Raw genomic sequence first — 12,368 nt, forward strand, 5'->3', positions numbered from 1 at the left:
CCCACCCCTTCCCATCCCGAACAGGACCGTGAAACGACTTTGCGCCGATGATAGTGCTGCAACCAGTGTGAAAGTAGGTTATCGTCAGGCTAGTTATATAGAAAAGCCCCACTCAGTGATCTGAGTGGGGCTTTTCGCTTTGGGCGATCGATTTTATGCGATTAGCCCATCAACCATCCAACCCATTCCCGCAGGTTGTTATTCCCTGTTTGGCGTGCTGCTCATCCTCAGGCTCGCTAGAATTTGCAGCATCTGTAATACGTCCCTGGCCACACTGTGGCAGCAAAACCCCATGTACCAACCTATGATTTGATCGGGCGCAACGGTCAAACAGGTTCATTTTTGGGCGTGCTTCTGGCTCTTACTATTTCTTTGACGCCAAGGGGACTGTCGCATAACGCAAGGACTCGGACTGGCGGAGCCAAGTACTTCACATGAAGGGCCGCCATGAGTGAGATCACCACATGGGTGTTGATAATATCGGCTTATCCCTTCATTGCGGCCTGGCTTGTGGGACTGCGACGCGGCTATCAAATCAGCGAATTGGAAGAGCAGCTGGTTTTGCTCCGCGAGAAGGTCAAACAGCTATCTCCGTCACCTTTGGAAACACCGGCGCCTCGTCGTGCCGACGCGACCGTTTCCACAGTGTCGAAGGATGATGTTGAAAAGGCACCACCTGACGTCTTGCCAGATAGCGCTCTTGCACAAGTACAGGAGGTGGACGCTGCCAGTGCCAGTGCCAGTTCCGATAACGCCCAGACAACTCATCGGTCGCCACAAGCAAAACGAGGTACTCCCCGCCGCGGCCGCAGCCGTGGCAGCCCGATTCAACGCGATACGATCACGCCGCCGTTGGACCCTGATGCTTCACTCAACGAGGTATCACCGCCACCTCGCTGGCTGGTTGCAGTCAAAACCTGGCTGATGACCGGCAATCTGGTCGCCAAGCTCGGCCTGGTTATCCTGTTTATCGGTATTGCATTTCTGCTCAAGTATGTTGCGGCCACCATCATCATCCCGAGCGAACTGCGGCTAGCTGCGCTGGTGTTGGCCGACATGGGCCTTCTGGGATGGGGTTGGCGGCTGCGTACCAAGCACAGCGGGATCGGCTTGCCGGTACAGGGAACCGCCATCGCCATCCTGATGCTGGTGATCTTCAGCGCATTCCAGCGTTACGCCTTGATACCGGCGGGATTCGCATTTGCCTTGCTGGTGTCGCTCACCGTATTCACGTGCCTTCTGGCCATTTTGCAGGAGGCACCGTGGCTCGCGGCATTCGGCATTACCGGCGGCTTCGCCTGCCCGCTGCTGTTGTCGACCGGACAGGGAAATCACATTGCCTTGTTCTCTTACTACGCGATGCTGAACGTCGGCGTGTTTGCACTGGCGTTCAAGCGGTCGTGGCACCAGCTCAATCTGCTGGGCTTTGTCTTCACGTTCGGTGTCGCTGGGGCGTGGGGCGGGTTGCAGTACACCCCGGACCATTACACCTCGGCGCAGGCATTTCTGATTCTTTTTTTCCTGTGCTACTCAGCGATCCCTTTCGCATTCGCGGGTCGCACGAGAACAAGGTTGCAGGATTATGTCGATGTCACGCTGATCATGGGAACACCGCTGTTGACCTTCGGGTTTCAGGTCGGGCTGGTCAGGGACATGCCGTTCGGACTGGCATTTTCAGCACTGGGACTGGGGGGATTTTATCTCGTGGCCGGAACGATTCTCTGGCGTGCCGGCAAGGAGCGCTGGCGCACCCTGGTCCGGACCTTTACTGTCCTTGGCACCATTTTCGGCACGCTGACGATCCCGTTTGCCCTGGATGCGCGCTGGACCTCGGCCGCGTGGGCGCTGCAAGGATTCGGTTTCGTGTGGTTCGGCTTGCGCCACCAGCGGCGTGCCATCTGGGTTTGTGGACTGTTGTTGCAGGCTGGCGCCTGGGCCAGCTTCATGACCGCGCTGTCTCGTATCCACATGGCTGCAGCACTGACGGCGAACTTGTGGCTGGGGTTCTTGCTGCTCGCCGCCGGCGCATTTGCGGTGGCTCTGGCATTCCGCCAGAGCGACAACAACATCGACAGGCAGGATCTGTCTTCACTGGCCGCCAATACGTTGGCCAACACGGCGTTGATGTTCGCGGTGCTGTGGCTTCTGGCCGGATGGTTGACGGAAGTGACCCTGCGCTTCTCGGGCGCCATCCTGGCAGGCTGGATCGTGATCGGGTCGATGCTCACGGCATTGCTGCTGTATGCCCTCAGTCTGCGGATGGTCTGGACAACCGCGCGCCAACTGGTTCTGGCTACCCAGATCGCAGGCGCCATCGGCCTGGCCATCGCGACGACACCCGGGCTGTCATGGCTGAGCATGGTGGAGCCAAATGACGAGATGCCCTTGCTTGGCCTGGTGATCCTGGCCGTGGCGGCGTTCGCCACCAGTCGCTCGCTGCAGCGAGCCGCGTCCGGGAAAGAGGGCAGCTACCTGTCAGCGTTACTGCTGCTGTGGAGCGGCATCTGGTGGGTCTGCACTCTGAATGTCGCAGCCGGTCGGTTCGTCGGCTATCTGCCTGTCACCCTGGGCAGCGTGGATTCCCTCTGGCTCGCACTGTATGTGCCTGGCATCGCGGCCACGTCGATCGTGTGCGTACACTGCGCATCGCGCTTTTCCTGGCCGCAGTTACGCTGGTTTGCCCCTGTCTGCTGGGCTGCGCTGGGCATGATCACGCTGCGTTCGCTTGCACTGCTGTACGGCGTGCATGCGCTTCCAGACGCCGCTTTCTGGATCACATGGGCAGTTGCATGGATGGGCAGCGAACAGGCAATGCTGCGCTGGCATACCAGCGGGTCATTCCTGAACCCCACCGTCTTGCAACTGCTGCACGCCGTACGCACGGGTGGGCCGTGGCTCGCGTTGTGGCCAACCGGCGCGATCCTGATCGACGGATGGCTCGCTACGCCAAACGACAGCGCAGTAATCTTGCAAGGCGGCTGGGTCACGGACGCGGCATGGAGCAATTACCTGCCGACGTGGGCAATGATGCTGGTCCTCGTCGGGTTGCTGCGTCGAAGCATGATGGGGGGATGGCCTACTGCGCCGATTGCCGACTGGTACCGATCGATTGCTGTTCCAGTGGGGATCATGTTGACGATGTTGCCTGTCGCCCTGTGGAATCTGCGGCACGATGGCGCGATGGCCCCGTTGCCCTACCTGCCACTACTCAACCCGCTCGATCTGACCACCGGGTTCGTGTTGATACTGTGGGTGAGCGCTTCGCGGCAGCTGGCCGCCCGGTTTGCGCTGGACCAGTCCGTTCTGCACACGCTGCGCATGACCAGTGTGGTGACAGCGTGGCTCTGGTTCAATCTCATCCTGCTACGCAGTGCGGCGCAGTACCTGGGCATCGATTATCGGCTTGCCGACCTCGCTGCTTCGCAGACCGTACAGGCCTTGCTCTCTCTGGCCTGGGGTGCGAGTGCTTTCGCGCTCATGCGCATTGCGTCACGCATGGTCAAACGGCGGCTCTGGTGGGTCGGCGCACTCTTGTACGGCATTGTGGTGGGCAAGCTGTTTCTGGTCGACCTGGCAAGTGAGGGCAGTATGGCGCGCGTCGTGTCGTTTGTTGGTGTCGGGCTGTTGCTGCTGCTGGTCGGCTATCTGGCGCCGTATCCGAAAGCACCACAAGAGGCGTCAATCGCTACGCCAGCTTGACCAAACGGGAGATTCACCCATGCCGATTTCTCTCTGCAAACGCTGCTGCGCCATCATGGCACTCGTGCTGGCGGGCGCTGCCAGCACCGCGAATCCAGCCACTCCCACCGATGGGCCTGCTGACTATTCGTATCGTCTGCCTTTGCGCATCGTCAGCAGCCAGGCCGTCGTGCGACTATCACTGCCGCGCGCGGTCTATCTGAACGCGCGTTCGTCGGCGTTGCATGATCTGCGCGTGTTCGACGCTGCCGGCGCATCCATGCCTTTCGCACTGGTCGATCAGGCGCCACCCGCCGTCGAGAAGAGAGCCACTGCACCAGTCGCCATTTTTCCACTGTACGGCGCGGCCCGGGATGCAGGACCAATGCCCGAAAGCCTGCAGATCCGTACCCGCAGCGATGGCGCCGTCATTTCGGTGACCACGCCATCGCGCGCAGCGAGTGATACGCTGCAAAGTCTGATCCTCGACCTTCAGCCGGCGGCGCTGGCGGCGAAGGTCAGCGTAGCAGCCCCAGTGGGCGCGCTGACGTTATCGCTGCCCGCAGGGATGAGCAGCTACAACGCGCACGTCGCGCTCGATGCAAGTAACGACCTGCAGGACTGGGACCTGTTGGCCGAAGCGGCAGTCAGTTGGCTGGTCAACGACCGCGGCGCCAGCGTCGGCAAGCACCGCATCGAATTTTCGCCGCAGTCGTTTCGTTATGCCCGGCTTCGTTGGCTCGACGGCAAGCCACTTGCGTTTGTCGACATCAATGCTGAATATGTCGTCCAGCAATACGCTGCCACGCAACTCGATACCATCGTTTTGCCGGGGGTGCCTGCTGCCGAGGGACGCGATGTACTCTATGCCGCACCTGTCGCGATTCCGGCAATCACTGTCGGCTTCGTGTTTCAAGGACAAAACGTCGTCATGCCGTTGATGGTGGGACAGTACCAGACTACGCGTAGTCGCAAACCGGGGGAACGGGTCGTGACGCAGTTGCAGCCGATCTTGAATACGACCTTCTATCAGCTGTCCCAGAAGGGGCAGCAGCGCGTATCCGGCGACGTCGAGATTACCGCCACCAATGCGTCCACCTGGGTAGCCCGGCCACTGACGCCTATCCTGGAACGGCCGGCCTTGCGCTTGCGCTGGGCGCCTGCGACCATCGTGTTTGTGGCGGCTGGCAAGGCGCCCTACCACCTGGCGTTCGGCCGTACCAGCGCGACAGCTGCCGGCGTTCCGCTATCCCAGGTTGCGCCGGGCTTCACACTCCGTGAATTGGCCGAGCTGGAATCCGCGACACCGGGGGCGCTCGTGCGACAGCAACAGTCCGATACGACCGTGGAGGGTAGTGGTACTACCGGCAGCAACCGTCGGTATTGGTTATGGGGCATGTTGGTATGCGGCCTTGCCGCTCTTACTGCCATGGCCTGGCACCTGTTCCGTCAGATGAAGGCCGATGCGTCTGATGTGCCGGCATCCGACACTGCGTCCGACAGCGAGCTGCATGCCTCGAAGTAGTCAACAACAAGCCTGATCAGCACGCGTCAATGCCACGACATGGCCCTCCCAACACAATCAATAGGCTGCTAAATAGGCAACGAAGAGTCGGTATATCGCTATAATTCACTGATAGCAACCTTCGGCAGCCACGATGTTTCCGTTCTTTGACGCCGGACCGCAGCCCGGCATTGCCCTGGCCGCACTGTATGCGCTGCTGGCCGTGGCGTCGCTGTCCATCCGGCGCGTGTCGCGCGGTGCGCCACCCTCGATGCTGCAGCATCAGGTCAATGCCTGGTGGCGAATTTTCCCCATTGTCACGCTTGCGCTGTTTGCTTATCCGCTGGGCCTGCCCGCCTTGTGCCTGCTCGTATGCGTGCTGGCCATTGCTGAGCTTGACACCCATGTCGACGGCCGGCATTTCCGCCTCGGTGCTGGCGGCATCCTGCTTGGCGCCATCGCTATCGGCGTCTTTCTGCCGGCCATGGCACTGCCCTTGATTGCGACTGTCCTCGCGATCGGTGCGCTGTATTGCTGGCGCCGGCCCGGGTCCAGCGCGCTGATCTGGTTGATTTTTCTGGTCACCGCCGGTGCAATGCTGATCCTGGCCATCTTCACCACCTTGCCGTTCGGCGAACAGACCATCCTTGCATGGGCACTGTATCTGTTCATCCTGACCGCACTCAACGACATTGCCCAGTTCGTCTCGGGCAAGCTGTTCGGCCGTCACAAGATCGCACCCGGCGTGAGCCCCAACAAGACCTGGCAGGGCCTGGCCGGCGGGATCGTGGTGTCGCAAGTCGTCAGTCTCGCACTTGGCAGTTATCTGGGATTGGCCGGCCCACTCACGCTTGCCGTGTTCGGTCTCCTGCTGTCGCTGGCCGGCTTTGCGGGCGACCTGATGTTTTCAGCGGCGAAACGACGTTTGGGCATCAAGGATTTTTCTGCCCTGATTCCGGGCCATGGCGGTATTCTCGACCGCGTCGACAGTCTGGTCCTGACCGCTCCCCTCTTGTACTGCCTGCTGCGCATCACCCAACAAGGACAAGCATGAAACTCGAACACCCAATGGCATGGACCACGATCGAATCCGGCTTTACCGGCAGCGACGGCACGCGCCTGTTCTACCGCGCCTGGAAACCGGCGACGCTGCCCGCCACGCGGCCACCGCGCGCACTGATCTTCCTGCACCGCGGGCATGAACATTCGGGGCGCATCGCGCCGCTGGTCGGGCGTTTTGGCATGCAGGGCGATTGGGCGTTCGCGTATGACGCGCGCGGCCACGGCCACTCGCCCGGCGAACGTGGCGACGCGCCGGATTTCGCGACGCTGGTCGACGATCTCGATCGCTTCGCGCAGCACGTCGCCACGACTTACGGCATCGCGCCGCAAGACACCATCGTCGTTGCCAACAGCGTCGGCGCGGTCGTCGCCGCGACCTGGGTGCACGATTACGCGCCGGCGATTCGTGGTCTGATCATGGCCGCTGCCGCCTTCAGCATCAAGCTGTACGTCCCGCTGGCCAAGCCTGCGCTGCGCTTCGCGCGGCGCTTCAAGCCCGACCTCTTCGTCACCAGCTACATCCGCCCGGGCATGCTCACGCATTCGAAAGCAGAAGCCGATGCGTACGCCAGCGATCCGCTGATCGCGAAAAGCATCTCGGCCCGCATCCTGCTCGAACTGAACGACACGGCCGAACGGATCGTCGGCGACGCCGCGGCAATTGACGTGCCGGTGCTGATGCTGGCCGCGGACAAGGATTACGTGGTGGCCGAAGCGCCGCAGCAGCGCTTCTTCGAGCGCCTCAGTTCCCCGATCAAACGCTACGTGCGGCTGGAGGACTGCTACCACGCCGTGTTCTATGAGCGCGACACCACGGTGGCAATCCAGGCCAGCGTGGACTTCATCGCCGCCTGTTTTGCCGCCGCGCCGCGCGCGCCGGCGCAGTACATCGGCGCCGACCGCAGTGGCCACACGGCGCAGGCCTATGCGGCGCTCGAGCGCGATGAAAGCGGCAGCGCCGCCACGCGCGCCTGGTTCGGCCTGCAGCGCACGATGCTGGGCGTGCTCGGGCCACTGAGCGACGGCATGCGTATCGGCCTGAAGAACGGCTTCGATTCGGGCGAGTCGCTCGATTACGTCTACCGCAACCAGGCCGGCGGCCGGCTTGGTGTGGGCAAGATCATCGACCGCGGTTATCTGGATGCGGTCGGCTGGCGCGGCGTGCGGGTGCGCAAGGTGCAGCTGCAGCACATGCTGGCCGAGCGCATCGCGGCCCATCCGGCGCACGAGCCGCTGCGCATCCTCGACATCGCGGCCGGCTCGGCACGCTACGTGCTCGAGACGGTCAAGCGGTTCCAGGACCGCCGCATCGAAGTCACGCTGCGCGACTATATGCAGTACAACGTGGACAACGCGCTGCAGCTGGCGCAGACGCTCCAGCTGCAGGTGCCGGTCGACGTGCAGCGCTGCGATGCGTTCAGTGCCGACAGCTATGCCGGTCATGAGGACCGCTACGATATCGCGATCGTCTCCGGGCTGTATGAGCTGTTCAGCGACAACGCGCAGGTCCTGGCCTCGCTCGAGGGCGTGGTGCGCAGCCTGCGGCCGGGCGGTTACCTGATCTACACCGCACAGCCGTGGCATCCGCAGCTGGACATGATCGCCTACACGCTGGTGAACCACCAGGGCAAGCCCTGGAAGATGCGCCCGCGCCCGCAGGCCGAGATGGATGCGCTGGTCGCTCTGGCCGGTGCGCGCAAACTCGACACGGCAATCGGTGTCGAGGGGATCTTCAGCGTGTCGCTGGCGCGCAAGGATGCAGTCCCCGGCGCAGGCGGTTGAAGACGGTCAGCGCCGACAGCAGCAGCACCAGTACCAGCACGCCGTTGGCCCAGATGGGCGCGACGCCCGTACCAATCAGCAGCGCGACCACGCCGAAGGCAAAGGCGCGGTCGCTCTTGCCCATCGGGCCCTCGAAGCCGCGCGGCGCCCCGAGCGCCTGCACCAGCACACCGGCAAACTCGGTGAGCAGCGCTGCCACAACGGCGAGCACCACCACAACCGGCTGGATCCCGGCCGCAAGCGCAAACGGCAGGTACAGCGCGGCATCCGACAACTGGTCGCACAGCTCGTTGAGCAAGGCGCCGAGGGCCGTCTTGTTGCCGGTTGCCGTGGCCAGCATCCCGTCGATGGCATTCAGGGCCATGCGCAGCAGCAGGAACAGCGGCAGGCCGCACCACAGCGCGGCGTTACCCGGATCGAGCGCAAGCGCGAGGCCATAGACCATCGACAGGACCATCGCGCCCAGCGTGATCTGGTTCGGCGTGACGCCGGCGCGCGCAAGGGCCGCCAGTGCGGGCCGCAGCAGTTGCTGGAAGCGGGGTTTCAGCTGGTAGATCGAGAAGGACATGGCAGATGCTTTCGTAGATAGAGTCGGGCAATCAGCCTGCTGCGGCTGTAGCCCATGGCGCAATGGACGTAGACGGGACGGCCTGCCGCATGGTGCTGCGCGATCGCAGCCAGCACCGCACGCAGCTGGGCGGGGCGGGGCGCGTGCAGGTCCATCAGGGGAATATGCAGGTAGTTACCGCGCAGGCGCGCTGTTTCGGGCAGCTCGGCGCTCAGGTCGATGACATGGCAATCGGGCGGCAGCCAGCGTGCTTCGGCGTTGCTCAGGCGGCGGCCGATCCACAGGCCAGGTGCCATCTGCATCAGCGCAGGGCGACCGCGTTCGCGTAGCCGCACCAGCAGCCAGGTCAGGCGGTAACCGGCCAGATAAGGCCAGAACAGCAGCCAGGCGCGCAGTGGGTGGCGGCCAGCCTGCTTGCCAAGAAACCCGGCGCGCCGCGTGCGGTACGCGGCTGCCACCAGCAGCAGGCTGGCCGCCGCATACGCGGCGATCGGGCTGCCCAGCGCGATCGCGCCGAACAGTGCCAGAGCGGCCATGATCAGGTAAGAAAACGCGACCGTATGGGCGCGCGTTGCGCCGGGCCGGATCGTTGCGACGGCTGCGAGGCCCAGCACGACGCCGCCCGCCACATCCAGCAGATGGTGCTGCCACGTGAATACCGTGCTGGCGCCAACCAGCAGCAGCCAGGCCGCCAGCGCGGCTCTGGTCCACCCGCCGCACAACGGGCGCAGGGCGCACCAGAAGATCATGCAGTACGCCACGTGCAGCGACGGGAACTGGTTATACGGTTGGTCGACCAGGTCCAGCCACCAGTACAGGGCGGCGGGCACGGCATCGTGCAGAGTCGGCCGTTCGAATGCAAAACGGGCCGGCACCATGGCGAACACGAGGCAACCGGCGACGGTGGCCAGCAGCAGGCGCCGGCTGACGACGCGCAGCTGTTCGGCCGTGCGCACGGCAAAGAACACCAGCATGAAGATCAGCCCCGACGTGATGTACGGCACCACCATCCACGCGGCGAAAGCAATCGTCCCGTCCCATGCCAACGCGAGACTGCGCCGGGTGTGTTGCTGGTGCGCCAGCAGGTTCGCGAGCGGGTAGCAGATGCTGAAAACAAGACCATTGAGCGCCAGGTGCACCCAGCGCCGTCGCATCGGCACGCCACCTGGCTGGCGCGGGAGGCGTTGGACTTGTGGTTGCTGTTGCATTTGTGCATTATGCATCGGATGGAGACTCGAGAACAGTACGCACGCTGCCTGGTGCTGGCGGGAGGCGGCTTTCGCTTTGCCTACTATCTTGGCGTTCACGCGGCGGCGGAAGACTGCGGGCGCCGGCCCGATCTGCTGCTGGGCACCTGTGGTGGCGCCATCGCCGCGGCGGTGATCGCCGGCTTGCCCGATGCGCCAGCGCGCCTGGACTGGATCGCCTCAACGCCGATGCACCGCTTCCTGCGCGCGATCCGGCCCGGCGTCAACGCAGCGCTACCGCGGGTGCTGGGTGGCGCTGCATGGCGCTGGATCACGGGCACTGCTGCGCCGCGCGTGCCGGACCTGTTCGGTGACTATCTGTTCGAGCTGCCCGAGGTGCTGCCGCTGCCCCAGGCGGGGCTGCCCGATGCGCCGGTGCTGGCCATTGTCGGTGGCCGGTTGCTGTTCGGGCCCGAGGATGTCGGCGCCAGACGCGGCGCGCGCACGTTGTTCGAGCAGGTGGTGTTCGGGCCGCAGCGTGTGGCAGCGCTGCTGGCCGGGCATGCCGCGCCGGCGGCCGATCCGCGCTGGAGCGGCGGCGCGATCGCATCGCATCTGCAGACCGACACGGCGATGCCGGTGGACGATGCCGTCCGGATCTCGGTGGCGGACATGTTTTACTTTCCCAGCCATGCCAGCCAGGGGCGGCATTACACAGGTGGCGTGATCGACCTGTTCCCGATCGAGCTGGCGCAGGCACTCGCACGTGAGGTGATCATGGAGCGCAAGTCGCCCTTCAATCCGTGGCTGGCGCTGCCGGCGTTACGCGCGGTGCTGGGGCTCGATGGCGCGGCGCGACTGCGGCATGTCCATGCGCAGCAGGCCGCAGCCTGGTTCGACACGCGCGACGTCGGACGCGACCTGGGTGCGCACGGCATCGGCAAGCGCATCGACTGGCGTGCCAATCGTATCGGGCTGGATGTACCGGCCTCGCATGATGCCTATGTGGCGCAGGTGCGCATGCAATGGGACTATGGCTACCGCAAGGGGATGGCCGCTTTGACGAAAGCGCAGCAATGAACATCATGATCATCGGCGGCACGAGCGGCATCGGCCTCGCCCTGGCCGTGCATTACGCCGCACAAGGTGCGCACCTGGCATTGTGCGGGCGCGATCTCACACGGCTCGACGGGCATCCACTGGCCAGCGCGCAGCGTGTGCGCACCTATGCGTTCGATATTGCCGACCGCGCTGCGGTGGCTGGCGCTGTGCAGGATTTCGGTGGTGACGGTCTGGATCTGTTGATTATCACGGCCGGCCAGTATGTCGACGCTGCCGGTCTGGCCGCAGAACCGGCACTGGGGCTGCGACTCACGCAGACGAACATCGGTGGACTGGTTGCGGCCTTCGACACCGCTGGGGCCTTGATGCGCGGGCGAGGGCATGGGCAGATCGTGGCCGTGGCCTCGATCGCCGGTTTGCTGAAGGCGTATCCGGAAGATTCTCTCTACAGTGCCAGCAAGCGGGCGGCAATTGGCATCTGCGATACCTACCGCAAGGCACTGGCACCATGGGGCATCACGGTGACGACGATCGTGCCCGGGTATGTCGATACCGCGCGCCTGCGTGAACTCAATGGCGGCAATGCGGACGACAAGCCGTTCCTGATGGCCGAAGCGGATGCCGTCCGTCGCATGGTGGAGGCGATCGAGCAGCGCGCTGTGCGCTGCGTTTTTCCATGGCAGCTGCACTGGATGGTCCGCCTGTTCAATCTGCTGCCGACAGGACTGCGCAACCTGCGCCGCAAGTGAATCAGGCCGCGCCGTGCTGGCCGGCGACGCGCAATTCGAGCCGGTCCCAGAAGCGGTCATGGATCGGCAGCAGCAGTACATTGCACACCGGTTCAACGATGGCCGCGATGCCGCCGGAAGCGAGCGAGCCCGTGGCGCAGTAGATCACGGTAAATCCCACGACCATGTGCAGGGCAGTCTGGCTGACTTTCTCGCCCGCGATTCGCGCATAGCGTTCGCGCTCGGAGCGAGCCCGGGCACGGATGGCCTCCCAGGCTTTCTCGTGAAACGGAAGCAGCAGCACATTGATGAGAGGCTCGATAATGATCGCCAGGCCGCTGAACATGACCGAACCAGTAAGCGCATAGGCAATGGCAAAAGCGATGGCCATGTGGGTGATGACTTGACTGGTTTTCTTGGCAGCGACGACCATGTTGGCTCCTGGGATTGCACGTATTGATACGGAAGAGTCAAATGATAGTCATTCTCGATTGGCGCACGAAGTCATATATATCTACTATAGTGATAGACGGTGACTATTGAATGAAATTTTCCGATAGTCTTCCGTATTTCAGAAGCCCCTTGCGGAACATGTCACAGGTTTGTTATAGTCTCGTTCTGCCCGACGCAGACGCCGCTTAAAAGCAGCGACAGCGAAGGAAAGAAGGGGTTGACGAAAATTGAGAAACACTTCATAATCTCGCCTCTCTGCTGCTAACGAACACAACGCTTCGTAGCAAACGGCAGAAGCAGCACCGAATAAAGTTCTTTAAAAATTAACAGTCGATAAGTGTGGG

Annotated in this window: 9 protein-coding genes and 1 rRNA gene; 7 read left to right on the forward strand and 3 right to left on the reverse strand. The window is 63.1% G+C overall.

Annotated features, from left to right (window positions below; genetic code table 11):
• The 5 genes from rrf to AC56LY_RS24345 all read left to right on the forward strand — a co-directional run.
• Positions 1 to 90 (forward strand): 5S ribosomal RNA (gene rrf / locus AC56LY_RS24325); the annotation flags it as partial.
• A 357-nt stretch (positions 91 to 447) separates the two neighbouring features.
• The gene (locus AC56LY_RS24330; protein ID WP_499583694.1) at positions 448 to 3,699 is read left to right on the forward strand and encodes a DUF2339 domain-containing protein; all 3,252 of its coding nucleotides are present in this window, start codon (positions 448 to 450) and stop codon (positions 3,697 to 3,699) included.
• A 19-nt stretch (positions 3,700 to 3,718) separates the two neighbouring features.
• On the forward strand, positions 3,719 to 5,203 hold the full coding sequence (locus tag AC56LY_RS24335) for a DUF3999 family protein (protein ID WP_499583695.1): 1,485 nt from the start codon (positions 3,719 to 3,721) through the stop codon (positions 5,201 to 5,203).
• A gap of 133 nt (positions 5,204 to 5,336) precedes the next feature.
• Positions 5,337 to 6,236: a phosphatidate cytidylyltransferase gene (locus tag AC56LY_RS24340; RefSeq protein WP_499583696.1), complete on the forward strand. Its 900-nt coding sequence runs from the start codon at positions 5,337 to 5,339 to the stop codon at positions 6,234 to 6,236.
• Complete coding sequence (locus tag AC56LY_RS24345; protein WP_499583697.1) at positions 6,233 to 8,026, forward strand: bifunctional alpha/beta hydrolase/class I SAM-dependent methyltransferase; 1,794 nt, start codon at positions 6,233 to 6,235, stop codon at positions 8,024 to 8,026. Before AC56LY_RS24340 ends, AC56LY_RS24345 begins: the two co-directional genes overlap by 4 nt.
• Here AC56LY_RS24345 and AC56LY_RS24350 read toward each other — a convergent pair.
• Positions 7,977 to 8,594, reverse strand: coding sequence for a CDP-alcohol phosphatidyltransferase family protein (locus AC56LY_RS24350; protein WP_499583698.1), 618 nt, complete (start codon positions 8,592 to 8,594; stop codon positions 7,977 to 7,979). The two genes, AC56LY_RS24345 and AC56LY_RS24350, sit on opposite strands and share 50 nt — an antisense overlap.
• Positions 8,570 to 9,802 (reverse strand): phosphatase PAP2 family protein, encoded by a 1,233-nt coding sequence (locus tag AC56LY_RS24355; RefSeq protein ID WP_499583699.1) that lies wholly within the window; start codon positions 9,800 to 9,802, stop codon positions 8,570 to 8,572. The genes AC56LY_RS24350 and AC56LY_RS24355 overlap by 25 nt, the downstream gene beginning before the upstream one ends.
• Positions 9,803 to 9,820: 18 nt before the next feature.
• Here AC56LY_RS24355 and AC56LY_RS24360 point away from each other — a divergent pair, with 18 nt between their 5' ends.
• Both AC56LY_RS24360 and AC56LY_RS24365 read left to right on the forward strand, forming a co-directional pair.
• Positions 9,821 to 10,861, forward strand: coding sequence for a patatin-like phospholipase family protein (locus AC56LY_RS24360; RefSeq protein ID WP_499583700.1), 1,041 nt, complete (start codon positions 9,821 to 9,823; stop codon positions 10,859 to 10,861).
• Complete coding sequence (locus AC56LY_RS24365) at positions 10,858 to 11,592, forward strand: SDR family NAD(P)-dependent oxidoreductase (RefSeq protein WP_499583701.1); 735 nt, start codon at positions 10,858 to 10,860, stop codon at positions 11,590 to 11,592. The genes AC56LY_RS24360 and AC56LY_RS24365 overlap by 4 nt, the downstream gene beginning before the upstream one ends.
• A 1-nt stretch (position 11,593) precedes the next feature.
• On the opposite strand, the gene AC56LY_RS24370 is transcribed toward AC56LY_RS24365, so the two are convergent.
• Positions 11,594 to 12,004 (reverse strand): DUF2061 domain-containing protein, encoded by a 411-nt coding sequence (locus tag AC56LY_RS24370; RefSeq protein WP_499583702.1) that lies wholly within the window; start codon positions 12,002 to 12,004, stop codon positions 11,594 to 11,596.
• Positions 12,005 to 12,368 lie beyond the last annotated feature (364 nt).

The sequence above is a fragment of the Telluria sp. ZT3P25 genome, from assembly GCF_059685895.1.